This is a genomic window from Aeromonas sp. FDAARGOS 1408, assembly GCF_019048665.1.
Classification (GTDB): domain Bacteria; phylum Pseudomonadota; class Gammaproteobacteria; order Enterobacterales; family Aeromonadaceae; genus Aeromonas; species Aeromonas dhakensis.
On record NZ_CP077394.1, the window covers coordinates 2,306,913 to 2,325,352 of the forward strand.

Here is an 18,440-nt window from a genome sequence, read left to right on the forward strand (position 1 = left end):
GCACCCGATGAAGCGCCCTGCCCGGGCAATATCTGCTGACCGCCCCGCCATCAGCGGACCTTGGTCAACAATCAGACCATCACCACACTCATTTGTAACCCCGTGTTACAGGGAGCGGGGCGCGACTTGACCGACCGGGTTGGGCTGGCACAATGACGCCTCTTTTTTTTCTGCCCAGGAATGGGCACCTTGCCGAGCCCCGTTATGCCGACTCACGCCTCTTCCCTGCCGCGCCGCCAGGTGCTGTGTTTCAGTGCCGCCCTGATCCTGCCGCTGCTCCTGCTGGCCTGCCTGCCCTGGCAACCGTTCATGAGCCAGGCTCTGCACTCGGACTGGCTCTGGTGGCCCTACGCCCTCACCCGCATGGTGGATGTGCCCGGCATCGGCGTCAGCATCCTGGCCCTGCTGCTGCTGACCCGACACAAGCTGACGCTCAGCCTGCCGGCACTGCTGGCCCTCGGCGCCGCCCTGTTTGCCGTGCTGGCCGGCGACTGGCTCATCAAGAGCCTGATCAAGCATCTGACCGAGGAGCCCCGCCCCTATCTGCTCTGGCTGGAGAGCCAGAACCTGATCCCCGCCATCCAGCAGTTCTACGCCGGCAAGGTGGAGGTGCGCAGCGAACAGGTCCATGCGGCCAGCCAGCTGCTGGCGCTGCCCGAGTGGCTCGCCAACCACTGGCAGGCGGAGGTGAACTACGCCTTCCCCTCCGGCCACAGCATCGCCGCCATGAGCCTGGCCCAGTTCTTCGGCCTGATCTGGCTGGCGCGCGCCCCAGCCGGCGCCTGGTTGCTGCCGCTGTGGGCCATCGGTGTCGGCCTGTCGCGCATGCTGATCGGCATGCACTGGCCACTGGATGTGCTGGCGAGCGCCCTGCTCGGCAGCCTCACCTCGCTGTTCGCGGTGCGCTGGTGGCTACGCCGTTACTAACAATGCGTGCGACAAAAAAACGGGCACCTGCGGGTGCCCGTTTTTGTTCTCTGCTCTCTGCCGTGGTGGCTCAGTTGCTGGCGCTCGCGCCCTGCCACCCCTGCGGGTACTTGTAGCCGACGAAGCGCTTGGCGGCATAGGCCTTGAAGGCGGCCGAGTTGTAGGCCTCTGCCACATCTTTGGCGAAGGGCTTGTCCGCATCGGCACTTTTTACCACCACCCAGTTGATGAAGTCGTAGCTGCGCTCAAGGAACAGGCCTGAGCTGAAGGGAATGCCGCTTGAGGCGGCAAAATTGCCGTTGATGACCGAGAAGTCTACGTCTTCGCGCGAGCGGGGCAGCTGGGCCGCCTCCAGCAGCACCAGCTTGAGGTTGTGCGGGTTTTGCACCACGTCGAACTCGCTCGCCTTGAGGGGATTTATCCCCTCCTTGAGGGTCAGCCAGCCCAGATCCTGCAGCATCAGCAGCGCCCGCGCCTGATTGGTGGGGTCGTTCGGTATGGCCACCGTGCTCCCCTCCTGCACCGCCTTCAGATCTCCCAGCTTGCCGGCATAGAGCCCCATGGGGCCGGTCGGTACCTGGGTAATGGGGGCGAGCGACAGCCCCCGATCCTTGGCAAAGCTCTCCAGATAGGGCTTGTGCTGGAAGCAGTTCACATCGAGCGAGCCGTCGGCCAGCGCGATATTGGGGGTCACATAATCGGTGAACTCCACCAGTTTGACCTGGTAGCCCTTGGCTTCGAGCTGGGGCTTGATGGAGTCGGTCACCATGTCGGCAAAATCCCCCACAGTAGTGCCGATGACGATCGCCTGTTTGGCCGGATCGGCGGCCAGCGTGGCCAATGGCAGGGTTCCGGCCAGCAGGGCCAGGGCGGAAAGAGCAAAGAAGGAACGACGCTGCATAAAAACTCCCTGTAAACATCTCAACGGCTGGCGCGATGGCAGAGTCGTGCTTGAACCACCACAACCATCTAGCCATCCAAACGGCTAATTAAACACACCATAACAGAGCCGTTTCTCTTCGCCAAGCAACAAAACCGGGCAAGGTTTGTCGGATGCTTGCTAACCCCGGCTTTCAACCTTGCTGGGTACCCAAACAAGAAATATTTGATAAACCACACAGTTATTGCTTTTGCCCTCTCCCCTAATCGGCCATAGCTGGCTTATCGTGGTCACTTGATGGCTGTTGCGTGTGATGGACCTTGTTATTCAACCAGCAAAGGAACTGCTGTGGACACATATCTGGCACTCAATGCTCTCATTTTGCAGGCCAAGAATATTCCATACATAGCACAGACTGCGGCGCAGTTTTTATTTCGAACGGGAAAAGTGCCCAGACAGTGATAAATTTTTACAACTGAATTTATTGTGATGACAGGAGGTCACTTGAAAGATAAAGAGAAAATAGCGGTCTTTATCGATGCAGATAATGCACCAGCCAGCAAGATGGACAGAGTATTGTCAGAACTGGCTCGCTATGGTGTAGTCAATATTCGTAAGGCATATGGAAACTGGAAAAACCCCGCCCTCAAGTCATGGGAAGAAATATTGCACGAATTTGCCATTCAACCCGTGCAGCAATTCGACTTGACCAAGGGAAAAAATGCGACCGATATGGCTTTGGTCATCGATGTTATGGATGTGCTTTATACCAAGGATGTGGATGTTATCTGCCTCGTCTCTTCTGACTGTGACTTCACCCCTCTTGTTACCCGATGTCTGGCTGATGGCAAGTTTGTGATAGGGTTTGGCGAGCGTAAAGCCTCGATGCCTTTCGTCAATAGCTGCTCTCGCTTTCTCTATCTGGATGCAGAACTGCAGGATATTCAAGAAGAGCACCCCGTTACCAAGCAAGCCAAGAATCTCAAGAGTGATACACGCCTCATCAATTTGCTCAGACAAGCCATTGAAGCAGTTGAAGAAGGCGGAGGCTGGGCAAGGTTAAGCCCAATTGGCAGCCATATCTCAAATCATGCCTCATTCGATCAACGAAATTATGGCTTTAAAAAACTCAGTGACCTGTTCATGGCAATTGACTTGTTCGAGATGAAGAAGACAGACAACTCAGTATTATGGGTAAGAGATAAAAAACGGGCATCCCAATTAACCAAATCCAGATAGAGTGATGGTTGTTTTTTCAACTGGCAGGCAGGTGCAGGAAAAATACTTCGACTCAGAGCTGCTACATTTTATGGCTTGGTTGCCACCAAATTTACATTTTGAATTACTTTATTTTTGACCTGCTCCGGCCCTGCCGGTAGGTTTATGCCTTATCGACACAGTGCTGTGACTCATATTTTATACGTCACCTTGTCAGTCGCGAACGACATGGAGGGTTCGCTAACTCACCAGCAGGGAGCACGCCCCCCCCCTATTCAAGGAGTATTCATGACCCCCAAACAACATCTGCTCGCCAAGGCCATCTTTATCGTTGCGACCATGCTCTCCCTCGCCATGATCGCCTTCGTCGCCTGGGCCGTCGTCACGGTCAGTCCGCTCCACCCGGCTGACATGGCGCCGTCGCAGAGTCTCAGCCTTGGCCTGGCAACCGCCATCGCCCTGTTTGTGCTCGCCTTCAACTATGTCGCTTATCGCGGGCTCACCGAACAGGTGACCGCCTTCAAGGTAGTCTTCTGGTGCTTCGTCGCCCTGCAGTTGTTCGCCTTTCCGATCGGTACCGTCATCGCGCTGACCCTCATCTATCTGTGGAACCAGTCGCGCGCCTCCCTCGCCCGCCCACTCGGCGCCACTGTCTCACTCTGATCCGGGAGAGTATCCATGCTGACCACCACGAACACCGGCCTGCTGGTCGTCGATATTCAGGGCAAACTGGCCCGTCTGGTCGAGGGGAGCGATGCCCTCATCGCCAATGCCGCCAGACTGGTGGCGGGGGCCCGTCTATTGGGCCTGCCGGTTGTCTGGCTGGAGCAGAACCCGGACAAGCTTGGGGCCACCGTGCCCGAGCTGCAGTTGATGCAGGCAGGCGATCTGGTGCTGCCCAAGCACAGCTTCGGTGCGCTGGGGGAGCCGGCGCTGGCCGACGCCCTCACCCGCCAGGGCGTCAGCCACTGGCTGGTGTGCGGCATCGAGGCCCATATCTGCGTCTACCAGACGGTGTTGGGATTGCTGGACGCGGGCAGCCAGGTGTCGCTGGTGGTGGATGCGGTGTCATCGCGCAGCGCCGCCAACCGGGAGCTCGCCATCCACAAGCTGGCGGCGCACGGGGCCGAACTCACCTCGGTGGAGATGTGCCTCTACGAGCTGCTGGGCGATTGTCGCCATCCGGCGTTTCGATCCATTCTGGCGTTGATCAAATAGCCCCTGCCGTCCGGCGTTTCGTACCATATTGCTGCCGCTGATCAAATAGCCTCCCCTGCCGGCCAGCTACGTCATCCCACCCGGCGCCATTGGCGCCGTGTGGCTTGCCTGCAGTGCCCCCTGTTTTCATCGCAGCGGCGCTCCCGCCAGCGCGAAGATTTCCCCCATCCTGCGCAGATCCGCCCCACCTCTCTCACACCGGTAGCGGCCCGTCAGACGTTAACAAACGGTTACTAATCGATTGATATAAAAAGATAAATATCAATAGCGCCAAACTGAGAAAAGTTCTCAATACAGCACAGAAAAGGATTCGCAGGAACCCCCACATGGTCTGTCGATTATTTGTTGTGAGATTTCTTTGAGCCTTATCTCAGAATGAAAATGAGTGCTTTTTGACTCTGTTCTTCCCATGTATAGATGCCAGTCGCACCCAGGACGGTGCGATATAAGATGGAGTTTATTAATGAGAAAAACATCGTTAGCGTTGGCAATCTCGGCCCTGCTCTCGGCCCTGCCCATCGCTTCAGTTCAGGCGAGTGAGAGTTGCACCCCATTGACCGGCAAGGAAGTCGGCCTCGATACCGGCCGCAGCAGCGCCGAGCGCTGCCTGCCCGGCATCAACCCGCTGCAGGATCAGCAGTGGCACCTGCTCAACAGCGGCCAGAATGCCTTCAGCCCCCGCGGCGGCGTGGCAGGCAACGACCTCAACCTCTGGTGGGCACACCGTACCGGCGTGCAGGGCCAGGACATCAACGTGGCCGTGGTGGATGACGGCCTGGCCATCGCCCACCCCGACCTGGCCGACAATGTGCGCCCCGGCTCGAAAAACGTGGTGACCGGTAGTAGCGACCCCACCCCGACCGATCCGGACAGTGCCCACGGCACCTCGGTCTCCGGCCTGATCGGGGCGGTCGACAACCGCATCGGCACCCTGGGGGTGGCCCCTCGCGTCCAGCTGCAGGGGTTCAACCTGCTGGACGAGCGCAGCAAGCAGCTGCAGAAGGACTGGCTCTATGCGCTGGGCGGCAGCCCCGCCACCGCCGACAACCGGGTCTTCAACCAGAGCTACGGCATGAGCCTGGTAGATCCGCAAAGCGCCAGCGGGCTGGATCAGGTTCAGCTCGATCGCCTGTTCGAGCAGCAGACCCAGCAGGCGCAGGGCGCGGCCTACATCAAGGCGGCAGGCAATGGCTTCAACCGCATCGCCGCGGGTGACTACATGTTCAGCCGCACCGGCGTCCTGCCCAAGCTGCCGTTCGAGAACAGCAACATAGACCCCTCCAACAGCAACTTCTGGAACCTGGTGGTGAGCGCCATCAATGCCGACGGAGTGCGTTCCTCCTACTCCAGCGTCGGCAGCAACGTCTTCCTGAGCGCCCCCGGCGGGGAGTACGGTACCGATGCGCCGGCCATGGTGACCACGGATCTGCCCGGCTGCGACATGGGCTACAACCGCACCGACGATCCCAGCACCAACCGACTGCACAACAACCCGCAGCTGGATGCCACCTGCGACTACAACGGCGTGATGAACGGCACCTCGTCGGCCACCCCCAACACCTCGGGCGCCATGGCGCTGCTGATGTCCGCCTATCCGGATCTGTCGGTGCGGGATCTGCGCGATCTGCTGGCCCGCAACGCCACCCGCATCGATGCCGGCCAGCAGCCGGTCCAGGTCAGCTATACCGCCGCCAACGGTCAACCCCGCCAGGTCACCGGCCTGGAAGGGTGGGAGCGCAACGCCGCCGGCCTCTGGTACAGCCCCACCTATGGCTTTGGTCTCATCGACGTGAACAAGACCCTGACGGCCGCCGCCAACCACACCCCGCTGCCGCCGCTGGTGCAATTGCCGGCTCAGAAGGTCACGGTGCCGCGCAGTGAAGGGAGCATCGCGGATGTGGGCAGCAGTGCCACCCGCTCCAGCACCCAGGTGGCGCAGGCCTTGACCGTGGAAGCGGTCCAGGTCACGGTGAGCCTGGATCATCAGCGCCTGCCCGACCTGCTGATCGAGCTGGTCTCCCCGTCCGGTACCCGCAGCGTGCTGCTCAACCCCAACAACAGCCTGGTGGGGCAATCCCTCGACCGGCAGCAGCTGGGTTATGTGCGCACCAAGGGGCTGCGCGACATGCGCATGCTCTCCCACAAATTCTATGGCGAAGCGGCCCAGGGCGAGTGGCGACTGGAGGTGACCGACGTCTCCAACAGCAGCCGCCAGCTGACCCTGGTTGACCTCAACACCAACCGCCGCAGCACCCTGACCGAGCGCAACAACAGCCAACCGGGTCAACTGCTCAACTGGTCCCTGCGGGTGATCGGCCACGATGCCGCCCGCTCATGATCACAAGGAGTCACAAGATGAAACACAGCTTACTCGGCCTGGCCCTGGCCGGCCTCCTGGCTTCGGCCGGCGTGCACGCCGCCGATGAATCGGTGGTGATCGACGGCAAGCTGTACCGCACCATAGAGGTGAACGGTCAGACCTACCTCACCCCGGACAACGGCAGCAAGCAGCGAGTCGCCCGCAGCGCAGACGGCAAGGCGCCCCGGCAAACCCTGCGCAGCGGCGACGTGCTGCTGCAAGGGGTGGCCAGCCCTGAGCTCACCGCCAGCGGCACCCTGCTGGTGGAAGCCGATGACAACCAGGCCAGCGCGCTGGCCAGCCGGCACGGCCTGCGCTTCAAGCAGAGCAGCGGCGGCATCGCCCTGCTGGAGGCCAAGCCGGGCACCGATCTGAACGCCATCGCCACGGCGCTCAAGCAGGAGGGGGTCAAGGTGCAGATTGAACTCGCCGGGGCCCTCAAACGGCCCAAGTGAGCCGCTCCGGGCCAGCGCCCGGACGCTTTGACTTATCTTCGAGGGGGCCACCGGCCCCCTCGCGTATTGCCCGCAGCCAGCGTTATTGGCCATCAGGCCACCCGTTTTCCCGCATCTTTCCCGCCCTTTCCCCCTCTTGCCACCTTCAACCCTTGGTTTGCCCCCTTCGATGCGACCTCGCTCACAACTCGGCCCCCTTGCTCCCGTCGGCACATTTCTCGCTCCCCCGGGGCAAGGCGGCCATCGCCCGGCTTGTTAACCTGCCAGCAGCCAAACGCCTGCCCACGGGTCCGTTTGGTCTTCCTTGCGATATCCAATGGCAGCCGCCAGCAGAGCGGCCCAGCCCGGGCGGATGCCTTGCACCCGGTGTCGATATCTCCTTTTTATTTTTATTCAGACAGTTACGAGGACGTCTTCATGCCTATCACCACAAAATTGAAAGCGGTTTCACTGGGGGTCAGCCTGGCGCTGGCCGGCCTGCTGGTCGGTTGCAACCAGAATGATTCGGATCCCCTGGTCAAGGACGATGCCTATTACCGCGGCCAGGCCGAGGCCATGGTGGCCAAGCTGACCCTGAGCGAGAAGCTGGACCTGCTCTCCGGCCCCGGTTATGGCAGTGCCAACGGCGCCATCAACGTCAAGCAGGATGTGCCCGGCGTGGCGGGTTACATCAACGGCGTGCTGCGCAGCGCAGACGGCATCGACATTCCGGCCCTCAAACTGGCCGACGGGCCGGCCGGGGTGCGGATCAACGCCAACCGCGACGGTGACAGCGCCAGCTACTACGCCACCGCCTGGCCCATCGGCTCACTGCTCGCCTCCAGCTGGGACGTCAAGCTGGTCAAGGCTGTCGGCGAAGCCATGGGGGACGAGGTGCGCCAGTACGGAGTCGACATCCTGCTGGCCCCGGGCATGAACATCCAGCGCAACCCGCTCAATGGCCGCAACTTCGAGTACTACTCGGAAGATCCCCTGCTCACCGGCAAAATCGGCGCCGCCATGGTCAACGGGGTGGAGAGCAACGGGGTGGGCACCACCATCAAGCACTACTTCGGCAACAACTCAGAGACCAACCGCAACCAGATCAACGACATCGGCGAACCGAGAACCTTCCGCGAGATCTATCTGCGCGGCTTCCAGATCGCGGTGGACGAGGCCCAGCCCTGGGCGGTGATGACCTCCTACAACAAGGTCAACGGCACCTATGTCAACGAGCGCAGGGATGCGGTAACCGACCTGCTGCGCGGCGAGTGGAAGTTCGACGGCCTGGTGATGTCCGACTGGTTTGCCGGCGATGTGGCCAACAACGCCTACAAGCAGGTGCTGGCGGGACAAGATTTGATCGAGCCGGGCAACGTCAAGGAGCAGTTGCAGCAATCCATCGAGCAGGGCGATCTCGACGAGGCCAAGGTGAACGAGGCCGCCATCCACATCCTGACCCAGGTGATGAAGAGCCCCTCCTACAACCAGCTGGCCATCAGCAACAGCCCGGATCTGACCGCCCACGCCAAACTGGCCCGTCAGGCCGGCGCCGAGAGCATGGTGCTGCTGCGCAACGAGGCCGCGGCCCTGCCGCTGGCGACAAGCAGCACGCTGGCCAGTTTTGGCATCAACCAGATCAACACCTACAAGGGCGGCACCGGCAGCGGGGATGTGAACGCCGCCAGCACCGCCACCATCGCGCAGGGACTGGCGGCACGCTTCCCGGTCAACGAGGCGCTGCAGAGCTACTACCGCGATTTTTACGAGAACAACAAGGTCTACCACGAGGGGCAATTTGGCGCCAAGGGCTACTACACCTGTGCCGAGGCACCGATCAGCGGAGATCTGGAGGCCCTGATCGCCAGTGCGGCCGCCACCCAGCAAGCCGCCGTCATCAGCATCGGCCGCCAGGCCGGGGAAGGGGCGGATCGCAGCAGCGGCAAGGGGGACTATCTGCTCGGTGATGACGAGCGCGCCCTCATCGACGCGGTGAGCAGCGCCTTCCACGCCCAGGGCAAGAAGGTGGTGGTGGTGCTCAACGTCAACGGCGTCATCGACACCGCCCAATGGGGCGACAAGGTGGATGGCATCCTGCTGGCCTACATGGCTGGCCAGGAGACCGGCCACGCGGTGGCGGATGTGCTCTCAGGCGCGGTCAACCCGAGCGGCAAGCTGGCCCAGAGCTTCCCGCAAAGTTACGCCAGCGTCCCCTCCGCCGGCACCTTCCCGGGTGAGGACACCGACGGAGATGGCGAACCGGACGATCTCTACTACAACGAGGGGATCTACGTGGGCTATCGCTACTACAACACCTTCGAGCAGGCGGTCTCCTACCCGTTCGGCTTCGGTCTCTCCTACACCAGCTTCAGCTACACCAGCCCCGCCATCGCCAGCAATACCCTGGAGGGTGGCAGCGCCGGCAACCTGGTGCTGACCGCCACCATCACCAACACCGGCGCCGTGGCAGGCAAGGAGGCGGCCCAGGTCTATGTGACCGCCCCCGAGGTCAAGCTGAAGAAACCGCTCATCGAGCTCAAGGCCTTTGCCAAGACGGCGCAACTGGTACCGGGGGCCAGCGAACAGCTGAGCTTCACCATTCCGGCCAGCATCCTCGCCAGCTTCGATGAGGCCAGCAACCAGTGGATCGTGGAGCCGGGTCGCTACAGCGCCTACATCAGCCCCTCGTCGGATGTCTCCAGCAGTACGCCGGTCAGCTTCACGGTGAGCAAGGAGATAGTGGTGAGCAACACCACGCCAGGGGCACTGGCACTGCCGGCCGGGGTGGATCCCACCAGCGTCACCACCATCACCCGCTAACATGGGCAGGCACGGCCGGGCACCCAGCCTTGCCTTGCCTGACAGTTGCTCAACAATGACCCGACCACGGGACCGGCCTTGCGCCGGTCCCGTTCTTATTGGCGGGCGTTACGATAGGCCAGCGGCGTCATGCGGGTGTTGGCCTTGAAGAAGCGGTTGAAGGCGCTCTGGGACGAGAAGCCGACCCGATCGCTGATGTTCTGCAGCGGTTGATCCCCCTCCCCCAGCAAGCGGCAGGCTTCGCTCACCCTCGCGTCCCTCAGCAGGGTCGAGAAGCTGCTCCCCTCCCCCTGCAATTTGCGATTGAGGGTCCAGCGGCTGACGTTCATGGCCGCGCACACCTCCTTGAGCAGGCTCTCGTCGCTCTCCAGTTCCCCTTCCCGGATCTTGTGGCGGATCCGCTCCTCCACCAGATAGGCAAAGGGGGCCCGCTCGGCGATGTCGGCACATATCTGTGCCAGCTGAGCCAGTTGCAGACGACCCAGCGGCTCGTTGTAGCAGTGGCTGGGGCAGTCGAGTTGGGCGTTGTCGATGGTCAGGGTGTTTTCCCCCTGCTCCCAGCGGCAGCGGGTGGCGAAGAACTGATCCAGCAGCTGATGGCGCGGTGGCGGCCGCCCCGTGAAGCCCACCGAGACCCGGGGATCCGCCAGATAGACCCGCAAAATCCGGTAGAGGATGATGAAGTTGGGGATGGCCTGACTCGCCCCCAGGCTGGCGGGCCCCTGATTGACATACAAGTATTGGCTGGCCTGCGTCCCCCGCCGCACCCGCAGCTCGTCACAACTGCCGATGATGGGGCGATAGGCCAGCAGCACCTCGAGCGCCGCCCGCGGCGAGGGCTGGTTCAGGCACAGGCTGATGAGCGGCGGATAGTGCTGGTAGAGCTGGCCGATGTCGTAGGAGAGGATGGTTTCGTGAAAACTGGCCAGATAGGGCTGCATCAGTTGCAGCATCCGGTAGTGGTTGTGGGCCGGCAGCCGGCCCTGTTCCCGCTCGATGTCGAACGACGTGAGGCCGCCCGCCATCAGAATGGCATCGGGATCGCCCCCCTGCTGCTGGCAGGCTCCCAGCATTCGTCTGATCACCTGGTTTGATACGCTCTGTGACATCTGCCGTCCTGGCCTCCGTGCTGACAGGAAACTGCTCGTGATCCCCCGGCCCGCCACTGGCGGCAGGCCTGCCACCCCGTGCGGCGGGCTGGCGGGACCATTATGGGGCGGTTGCAAAGCGAGCAGATGTAACGGAGTGTAAAAGCACGCGCCAGCGCGCCATTTTGGGCACATCTAGCCGTCATATCGGACCAGCTGCGTCAGGTTCGGTCATGAAAAATGGCGCCCGTGGGCGCCATTTTGATGGGGGCAGTGCAGCCTGCGTCAACTCGCCTTGTGCTGCTCGGCCAGATAGAGCCAGGTGTCGACCACGGTATCCGGGTTGAGCGACACAGAGTCGATGCCCTGCTCGACCAGCCAAGCGGCGAAGTCCGGGTGATCGGACGGCCCCTGGCCGCAGATCCCCACATACTTGCCCGCCTTGCGGGCGGCGGCAATGGCCATCGCCAGCAGCGCCTTGACCGCTTCGTTACGCTCGTCGAACAGGTGGGCGATAAGCCCCGAGTCCCTATCCAGTCCAAGCGTCAGCTGGGTCATGTCGTTGGAGCCGATGGAGAAGCCGTCCACGTGCTCGAGGAACTTGTCTGCCAGCAGGGCGTTGCTCGGGATCTCGCACATCATGATCACCTTGAGCCCCCGCTCGCCACGGCGCAGACCGTTCTCGGCCAGGATGTCGATCACCTGCTCCGCCTCGCCCACGGTGCGCACGAAGGGGATCATCACCTCGACGTTGGTCAGCCCCATCACATCGCGCACCCGCTTGATCGCCTCGCATTCGAGGGCAAAACAGGGGCGGAAGCTGTCGGCGATGTAGCGCGACGCGCCGCGGAAACCGATCATCGGGTTCTCTTCGTGAGGCTCGTAGTCACGACCGCCCACCAGGTTGGCGTACTCGTTGGACTTGAAGTCCGACATCCGCACGATCACCCGCTCCGGCCAGAAGGCGGCGGCCAGGGTGGCGATGCCCTCGGTCAGCTTGGCGACGTAGAACTCGCGCGGGCTCTCGTAGCCAGCGATCATCTTGCCGATGGTGGTCTTGAGTTCGGGGCTTTGGCTGTCAAACTCCAGCAGCGCCTTGGGGTGCACCCCGATCATCCGGTTGATGATGAACTCCAGGCGAGCCAGACCGACACCGGCATTCGGCAGCTGGGCGAAGTCGAATGCCCTGTCCGGGTTGCCGACGTTCATCATGATCTTGATGGGCAGGCGTGGCATGTTGCCCACCTCGGTCACCGCCACGTCGAAGTCGAGCTCGCCGTCGTAGATGAAACCGGTATCCCCTTCCGCGCAGGAGACGGTAATGAGCTGGCCCGGTTCAATGCGCTTGGTGGCATCACCGCAACCCACCACCGCCGGAATGCCCAGTTCGCGGGCGATGATGGCGGCGTGACAGGTACGCCCGCCCCGGTTGGTGACGATGGCGGAGGCCCGCTTCATGATGGGCTCCCAGTCCGGGTCGGTCATGTCGGTGACCAGCACGTCGCCGGGCTGCACTTCGTCCATCTGGCTGATGGAGGAGATGACCCGCGCCGGACCTGCCCCGATCTTGTGGCCGATGGCGCGCCCCTCGATCAGCACCTTACCCGCTTGCTTGAGGGCGAAGCGCTCGAGGGTGTTGGCCTCCTGGCGGCTGCGCACGGTTTCCGGGCGAGCCTGGACGATGTAGAGCTTGCCATCCTGCCCGTCCTTGGCCCACTCGATGTCCATCGGGCGGCCGTAGTGCTGCTCGATGATGAGGGCCTGCTTGGCCAGCTCCATCACCTCGGCATCCGTGATGCAGAAGCGGCTGCGCTCGGCCTCATCGGTGTCGACGATCTGCACCTGGCGGCCGTGGCTGGCATCGCCGGAATAGGTCATCTTGATGAGCTTGGAGCCGAGAGTCTTGCGCACCACCGCCGGGCGTCCTGCCTTGAGGGTCGGTTTGTGCACGTAGAACTCGTCGGGGTTGACCGCCCCCTGCACCACCATCTCGCCAAGGCCCTGGGCGCCGGTGATGAACACCACGTCGTTGAAACCCGACTCGGTATCCAAGGTGAACATGACGCCGGAGGCGGCGAGATCCGAGCGCACCATGCGCTGGATCCCGGCCGACAGGGCGACACCCTTGTGGTCATAGCCCTGATGCACCCGATAGGAGATGGCGCGGTCGTTGAACAGTGAAGCAAACACATGCTTGACGGCAATCATGACGGCGTCGATGCCGCGCACGTTGAGGAAGGTCTCCTGCTGGCCGGCAAACGAGGCATCCGGCATGTCCTCGGCAGTGGCGGAGGAGCGCACCGCAAAGGACGCGTCAAGCCCGCCGCTGAGCTTGTCGTAGGCAACCCGGATCGCCTGCTCCAGCTCGCTCTGGAACGGGGCGTCGATCACCCAGTCACGGATCTGCTGGCCGGCCCGGTTGAGGGCGGCGATGTCGTCCACATCCAGGCTGTCGAGCAGATCGTGGATCTTGCCGTTGAGGCCGCTTGACTCCAGAAACTCGTTAAACGCAAAGGCGGTGGTGGCAAACCCGCCCGGCACGGAAACTCCGGCACCAGAGAGGTTGCTGATCATCTCGCCAAGGGATGCATTTTTGCCGCCAACTCGTTCTACGTCCTGCATTCCGAGTTGCTCGTACCAGAGTACGTACTGTTGCACTTGCATGTCTCCAGGTTGGTGGGCACTGTGCCGCCATGGCACCTTGTGCGCCAGTTTATGTGCGTTATTGTCTGTTTCTACTGTTGCCAACGACCATGAAAACGTTTTCTACTTATTGTCAAAAAAATCCCCGAGCAAGATTTGGGGATGGTCGAATGACACAGACATTCTACAATGCCAACACAAAAAGGTAACGACTCAGGTTTGCAAGCCACTTCACAACTTGGGCACGGCAGACCGGTTGACAAAAACGATATGGTTTCGAGAGATACTTCTTGCCAGCCAGCTCGCCGACCCCCTCACAGGAGCCCCCAGTGCACACCGTATTCTATGTTTCAGACGGCACCGCCATCACAGCCGAAGTGTTCGGCCATGCCGTGTTGAGCCAGTTTCCGCTGGCCTTCGAGCAGATCACCATCCCCTTTGTCGAAACCTTGGAGAAGGCGCGCCAGGTACGGATGCGCATCGACGAGCAGTTCCGCCAGACCGGGGTACGCCCCATTTTGTTCCACACCATCGTCGATCATCAGGTGCGCGAGGAGGTGCTCAAGGCCCAGGCCAGCAGCCACGACTTTCTCAATACCTTCGTCAGCCCGCTGGAGCACGAGCTCGGAGTAAAAGCCGAGCCCAGGCTGCACCGCACTCACGGCATGGAGAACCGCAAGCTCTATGACGATCGCATCGAGGCGGTCAACTTCGCGCTGGCCAACGACGATGGCATCACCACCAAGGAGTATGAGGAGGCCGACATCATCCTGATCGGGGTCTCCCGCTGCGGCAAAACGCCGACCAGCCTCTATCTGGCGCTGCAGTTCGGCATTCGCGCCGCCAACTACCCCTTCATCGAGCAGGACATGGGGGTCCTGGATCTGCCGGCCGCCCTCAAGGCCAATCGTCACAAGCTGTTCGGCCTCACCATCGCCCCCCAGCGGCTGCACGAGATCCGCAACCAGCGCCGCGCCAACAGCCGCTACTCCTCGCTGGAACAGTGCGAACAGGAGCTGGCCTGCGTCGAGCGGCTGTTTCGCCAGGAGGCGATCCGCTTCCTCGACACCAGCTCCCACTCGGTTGAGGAGATCAGCGCCAAGATCCTCGAGGCCACCGGCCTGCGTCGTCAGCTTTATTGAGAAACGCCGCGCGCCGGCAAGCTGGCGATACGGCAAACGACCATAAAAAAGCGCCGGATACATCTGTATCCGGCGCTTGTGGACTGAACCTCAACGGGATTGGGAGCCCGGGCGGTTCAGCTCTCTGTTGTTCATCAGCATGGCGTAGAAGTTGAGCACACCGTGACGCCGCCGTACCCGTTCAGTCAGCCAGAGGGCCGGCAGCAGGCCGATGGCACCGGCGATCAACAAGACAGTCCGCAGGTGCATCACCAGATAGTCATCACCCTCTACGGCCCACACCAGCAGACATCCCGCCGCCATGGTCAGCAGCAGGGGCGAAAGCCACACGGTCAGCCACAGCGCGACGGCCAGCAAACTGCCAATAATACGTTGCATGAAGCGCATCCTTGTTGCACAGGAGATTTCATAAAACAGGAAATACCAGAAGAGTCAACCGAGCAGCATTCGATTGTTCATAATACAGCCAAACACTTCTCTGCCAGCTTCATCGCTCCCTAAAAACCTGCCTTTCGCCGAAAAAACCAGCGAATGATGAGGAAAACAGGTGCATCCGCGATGGATTATCACTATTCTGCTTCCGTTGGTAGTCGCCATAAAAAACAGAAAGCGACTCACTGTAACGAAATAAATACGGATTTCGTCACGTTTCAGGCACGCTTTACCGTGCACGGTCACATGGAGTGACCCGACGGACGAGATGACAGACGAATGACTTCAGAAGACGTAAGGAAGGAAGAATGGATCTTCAACAAAACGGCGAGGAGCTGAAACGCGGTTTGAAAAACCGCCATATCCAGCTCATCGCACTGGGCGGCGCCATCGGTACCGGCCTGTTTCTCGGCATTGCCCAGACCATCAAGATGGCGGGCCCCTCCGTGCTGCTTGGCTATGCCATCGGTGGTTTTATCGCCTTCCTGATCATGCGCCAGCTGGGCGAGATGGTGGTGGAAGAGCCGGTAGCCGGCTCCTTCAGCCACTTCGCCTACAAATACTGGGGTGACTTCGCCGGTTTTGCTTCCGGCTGGAACTACTGGGTGCTCTATGTGCTGGTGAGCATGGCCGAGCTGACCGCGGTGGGCATTTATGTCCAGTACTGGTGGCCCGAGATCCCGACCTGGATGTCGGCGGCCTTCTTCTTCGTGCTGATCAACGCCATCAACCTCTCCAACGTCAAGGCGTTTGGCGAGATGGAGTTCTGGTTTGCCATCATCAAGGTGGTGGCCATCATCGGCATGATTGGCTTCGGCGGCTACCTGCTGGCCAGCGGCAACGGCGGCCCGGACGCCAGCATCAGCAACCTCTGGGCCCAGGGCGGCTTCTTCCCCAACGGCATCAGCGGTCTGGTGATGGCGATGGCGGTGATCATGTTCTCGTTCGGCGGGCTCGAGCTGGTCGGCATCACGGCCGCCGAGGCCGACAATCCCGAGAAGAGCATCCCCAAGGCCACCAATCAGGTGATCTACCGGATCCTCATCTTCTACATCGGCGCCCTGGCCGTGCTGATGTCCCTCTACCCCTGGGGCAAGGTGGTAGAAGGCGGCAGTCCCTTCGTCATGATCTTCCACGCACTGGACAGCAATCTGGTGGCCACCGTGCTCAACATGGTGGTACTGACCGCAGCCCTGTCGGTTTACAACAGCTGTGTCTACTGCAACAGCCGCATGCTGTTTGGTCTGGCCAAGCAGGGCAACGGCCCGCGCAGCCTGCTCAAGACCAACAAGAGCGGTGTGCCTGTGGTGGCCATCTCCGTCTCCGCGGCGGCAACCCTGCTGTGCGTACTCATCAACTACCTGATGCCGGGCAAGGCGTTCGAGCTGTTGATGGCGCTGGTGGTCTCCGCCCTGGTCATCAACTGGGCCATGATAAGCCTGGCGCACCTGAAGTTTCGCAAGAGCAAGCAGGCCGAAGGCGTGGTTCCCAAGTTCAAGGCGTTCTGGTACCCGTTCGGCAACTACCTCTGCCTCGCCTTCATGGCCGGCATCCTGGTCATCATGTACCTGACCCCGGGCATCCAGATCTCGGTACTGCTCATCCCGGTCTGGATCATCGTGCTGGCCATCGGCTATCAGTTCAAGCAGAAGCGCCAGGCTCGCGTCGCGGCCAACTTGGGTTGATGGTATCAACTTCATCGCCCCTCAAAAGCCGGTCACTGACCGGCTTTTTTCTGGCTGGCGCTCCCTCCGCGAACCAACATCCATATCGGCCCCCCCTCTTCACCTATGCAGATGACACCATATGCAGATGGCCCAAGGCCAGGGTCAGCCTCAAGTGCGGGCCGACACAGCCCGCCAAAGTCTGCTTGCAAGAAGGCTTCTCCCTGAAAGCAACAAGCCCGAGACACTGGGCTCGGGCTTGGAGACGACAAGGGGCGAAAGCCGCTGGATTATTCCAGCAGGAAGACGGCTTCCACGTTGTCGGTAATGCTGATCTGCTGCTGTTGATAGCTGTTTTCCATCATGTCGGCGGCGGGCGACATGGCGGCAGCCTTGAGGGCCCGGCTGTAGATCGGCATGGGGGTATTGTTGCGATATTCGACGCTGTAAACCTTGCCGAGCTTCATGCCAAATGCCTTGGCCAGCGACTCCGCCTTGCTTCTGGCATCCTCAACCGCACCGAGGCGAGCCTGTTCTTTCATGGCTTGCGGTGTCTTTAGGCCGTATTCAATCTGGGAAACGGACTCCAGCCCGGCCTTGAGCGCGGTGTCCATCAGCTCGCTCAGCTTGTCGAGTTGATAGAGCTTGACCGCCAGCTGGCGCTGGGCACGATAACCCACCAGTTCCGGCTTCTTGTTCTGCGGATACTGATACTCCGGGGAGATCACCAGATTGCCCGCCTCAACGTCAGTGCGCTTGATGCCCAGCCCTTCGAGCTGACCAAAGAAGGCGGCGACCTTGCCATCCACCTGCTGTTTGGCCTTGATGCCCTGTTTCTCCAGCGCTGTCACGGAGACATTCAGGGTCAGCATGTCGGGCTCTGCTTTTTGCTCGGCATAGCCGCTCACCACCAGATGGGGAGCCTGCGGCACTTCGATGGCAAACAGGGGAGCACTGACCACCAGAGCGGACAGGGTAAGAAGGGGACGCCACATAAAAAAAGACCTCAATCTATTGGAGTGAGGTCATTATGCCCGTCGCCGAATGGGATTCATATATCGTGCAACGGCGGGATCTGATCCAGTACCTGATTGGTCATGTCGATATTGATGCTGATCTCACTGCCAGCCGGCTCCGGATGGCCAGCCGTTACGGGGGAGGCACTGCGGGAGCTGAGCAGCACATCATCATCAAAGTGGAAGGAGTCCCACGACAGAACGTGTCCGGCCAGCGGGGTGACCGGGTCTGCCATGGTATCCACCGTCAGAGGGGCGCAGTCGATGTTGTCGGAATGACCGAGCAGATCCTGCAGGCTGATATCGCTCAGACTTTGCAGCGTATACTCCTGCTCCCCCTGCTCATGGCCAACCAGCACCATCATATGAGGTGGCTGCTCACCCCGGGCCGGCGTGAAGGAAATGGTTGCCGCAGCAAAGTCCACATTCAGTGAACCCGCCACCTCGCCATCATCGCTCTCCAGATCCAGCGCATCAATCCGATCACCCGCCATCGTGGCGTGATAGCCAAACTGGCCGGTACAGGTAATGCTGCCCTGCCCGTCCCAGCTGTAGCGAATGCCATCGATATCGATCCAATTAAATGACTGCATGGTGAC

At 61.1% G+C, this 18,440-nt stretch carries 15 protein-coding genes; 9 read left to right on the top strand and 6 right to left on the bottom strand.

Annotated features, from left to right (window positions below; genetic code table 11):
- The first annotated feature begins 180 nt into the window (after positions 1–180).
- Positions 181–927 carry a phosphatase PAP2 family protein gene (locus tag I6L38_RS10590; protein WP_254204204.1) on the top strand — a complete coding sequence of 249 codons (747 nt, stop codon included), beginning with the start codon at positions 181–183 and terminating at the stop codon, positions 925–927.
- Positions 928–997: 70 nt separating this feature from the next.
- Here the strand turns inward: I6L38_RS10590 and I6L38_RS10595 are convergent, their stop codons facing one another.
- Positions 998–1,828, bottom strand: a complete 831-nt coding sequence (locus I6L38_RS10595; protein ID WP_201881158.1) for a MetQ/NlpA family ABC transporter substrate-binding protein — start codon at positions 1,826–1,828, stop codon at positions 998–1,000.
- Positions 1,829–2,311: 483 nt separating this feature from the next.
- Here I6L38_RS10595 and I6L38_RS10600 point away from each other — a divergent pair, with 483 nt between their 5' ends.
- The 6 genes from I6L38_RS10600 to I6L38_RS10625 all read left to right on the top strand — a co-directional run bounded on the left by I6L38_RS10600 (position 2,312) and on the right by I6L38_RS10625 (position 9,856).
- The gene (locus I6L38_RS10600) at positions 2,312–3,046 is read left to right on the top strand and encodes an NYN domain-containing protein (RefSeq protein WP_017764172.1); all 735 of its coding nucleotides are present in this window, start codon (positions 2,312–2,314) and stop codon (positions 3,044–3,046) included.
- Positions 3,047–3,313: 267 nt separating this feature from the next.
- Positions 3,314–3,688, top strand: coding sequence for a hypothetical protein (locus I6L38_RS10605; protein WP_016351149.1), 375 nt, complete (start codon positions 3,314–3,316; stop codon positions 3,686–3,688).
- Positions 3,689–3,703: 15 nt separating this feature from the next.
- The gene (locus tag I6L38_RS10610) at positions 3,704–4,243 is read left to right on the top strand and encodes an isochorismatase family protein (protein ID WP_201881156.1); all 540 of its coding nucleotides are present in this window, start codon (positions 3,704–3,706) and stop codon (positions 4,241–4,243) included.
- Between the two features lie 463 nt (positions 4,244–4,706).
- Complete coding sequence (locus tag I6L38_RS10615) at positions 4,707–6,581, top strand: S8 family serine peptidase (protein WP_216989540.1); 1,875 nt, start codon at positions 4,707–4,709, stop codon at positions 6,579–6,581.
- A gap of 17 nt (positions 6,582–6,598) precedes the next feature.
- On the top strand, positions 6,599–7,057 hold the full coding sequence (locus I6L38_RS10620; protein WP_216989541.1) for a hypothetical protein: 459 nt from the start codon (positions 6,599–6,601) through the stop codon (positions 7,055–7,057).
- A gap of 417 nt (positions 7,058–7,474) precedes the next feature.
- Positions 7,475–9,856 (top strand): beta-glucosidase, encoded by a 2,382-nt coding sequence (locus I6L38_RS10625; protein ID WP_216989542.1) that lies wholly within the window; start codon positions 7,475–7,477, stop codon positions 9,854–9,856.
- A 95-nt stretch (positions 9,857–9,951) separates the two neighbouring features.
- On the opposite strand, the gene I6L38_RS10630 is transcribed toward I6L38_RS10625, so the two are convergent.
- Together I6L38_RS10630 and ppsA are read right to left on the bottom strand one after the other, a co-directional pair.
- A complete protein-coding gene (locus I6L38_RS10630; RefSeq protein WP_017778781.1) occupies positions 9,952–10,929 on the bottom strand; it encodes an AraC family transcriptional regulator in 978 nt (325 codons plus the stop codon).
- A gap of 300 nt (positions 10,930–11,229) precedes the next feature.
- Positions 11,230–13,608, bottom strand: a complete 2,379-nt coding sequence (ppsA, locus tag I6L38_RS10635) for a phosphoenolpyruvate synthase (protein ID WP_216989543.1) — start codon at positions 13,606–13,608, stop codon at positions 11,230–11,232.
- Positions 13,609–13,916: 308 nt separating this feature from the next.
- On the opposite strand from ppsA, the gene I6L38_RS10640 reads away from it, so the two are divergent.
- A complete protein-coding gene (locus I6L38_RS10640) occupies positions 13,917–14,729 on the top strand; it encodes a pyruvate, water dikinase regulatory protein (protein WP_005302533.1) in 813 nt (270 codons plus the stop codon).
- A 90-nt stretch (positions 14,730–14,819) separates the two neighbouring features.
- Here the strand turns inward: I6L38_RS10640 and I6L38_RS10645 are convergent, their stop codons facing one another.
- Positions 14,820–15,107: a hypothetical protein gene (locus I6L38_RS10645; protein ID WP_043169894.1), complete on the bottom strand. Its 288-nt coding sequence runs from the start codon at positions 15,105–15,107 to the stop codon at positions 14,820–14,822.
- A 362-nt stretch (positions 15,108–15,469) separates the two neighbouring features.
- Between I6L38_RS10645 and I6L38_RS10650 the strand changes: the two genes are divergently transcribed.
- Positions 15,470–16,846 carry an amino acid permease gene (locus I6L38_RS10650; RefSeq protein ID WP_005302537.1) on the top strand — a complete coding sequence of 459 codons (1,377 nt, stop codon included), beginning with the start codon at positions 15,470–15,472 and terminating at the stop codon, positions 16,844–16,846.
- Positions 16,847–17,115: 269 nt separating this feature from the next.
- On the opposite strand, the gene I6L38_RS10655 is transcribed toward I6L38_RS10650, so the two are convergent.
- Both I6L38_RS10655 and I6L38_RS10660 read right to left on the bottom strand, forming a co-directional pair.
- On the bottom strand, positions 17,116–17,820 hold the full coding sequence (locus tag I6L38_RS10655) for an SIMPL domain-containing protein (RefSeq protein WP_017783052.1): 705 nt from the start codon (positions 17,818–17,820) through the stop codon (positions 17,116–17,118).
- 56 nt (positions 17,821–17,876) lie between these two features.
- Positions 17,877–18,434: a hypothetical protein gene (locus I6L38_RS10660; protein ID WP_043169896.1), complete on the bottom strand. Its 558-nt coding sequence runs from the start codon at positions 18,432–18,434 to the stop codon at positions 17,877–17,879.
- Positions 18,435–18,440: the final 6 nt, after the last annotated feature.

Coding starts and splice junctions, on each gene's coding strand:
- I6L38_RS10590 (WP_254204204.1), top strand. CDS start 181: ATGGGCACCTTGCCGAGCCCCGTTATGCCGACTCACGCCTCTTCCCTG.
- I6L38_RS10595 (WP_201881158.1), bottom strand. CDS start 1,828: ATGCAGCGTCGTTCCTTCTTTGCTCTTTCCGCCCTGGCCCTGCTGGCC.
- I6L38_RS10605 (WP_016351149.1), top strand. CDS start 3,314: ATGACCCCCAAACAACATCTGCTCGCCAAGGCCATCTTTATCGTTGCG.
- I6L38_RS10610 (WP_201881156.1), top strand. CDS start 3,704: ATGCTGACCACCACGAACACCGGCCTGCTGGTCGTCGATATTCAGGGC.
- I6L38_RS10615 (WP_216989540.1), top strand. CDS start 4,707: ATGAGAAAAACATCGTTAGCGTTGGCAATCTCGGCCCTGCTCTCGGCC.
- I6L38_RS10620 (WP_216989541.1), top strand. CDS start 6,599: ATGAAACACAGCTTACTCGGCCTGGCCCTGGCCGGCCTCCTGGCTTCG.
- I6L38_RS10625 (WP_216989542.1), top strand. CDS start 7,475: ATGCCTATCACCACAAAATTGAAAGCGGTTTCACTGGGGGTCAGCCTG.
- I6L38_RS10630 (WP_017778781.1), bottom strand. CDS start 10,929: ATGCTGGGAGCCTGCCAGCAGCAGGGGGGCGATCCCGATGCCATTCTG.
- ppsA (WP_216989543.1), bottom strand. CDS start 13,608: ATGCAAGTGCAACAGTACGTACTCTGGTACGAGCAACTCGGAATGCAG.
- I6L38_RS10645 (WP_043169894.1), bottom strand. CDS start 15,107: ATGCAACGTATTATTGGCAGTTTGCTGGCCGTCGCGCTGTGGCTGACC.
- I6L38_RS10650 (WP_005302537.1), top strand. CDS start 15,470: ATGGATCTTCAACAAAACGGCGAGGAGCTGAAACGCGGTTTGAAAAAC.
- I6L38_RS10655 (WP_017783052.1), bottom strand. CDS start 17,820: ATGTGGCGTCCCCTTCTTACCCTGTCCGCTCTGGTGGTCAGTGCTCCC.
- I6L38_RS10660 (WP_043169896.1), bottom strand. CDS start 18,434: ATGCAGTCATTTAATTGGATCGATATCGATGGCATTCGCTACAGCTGG.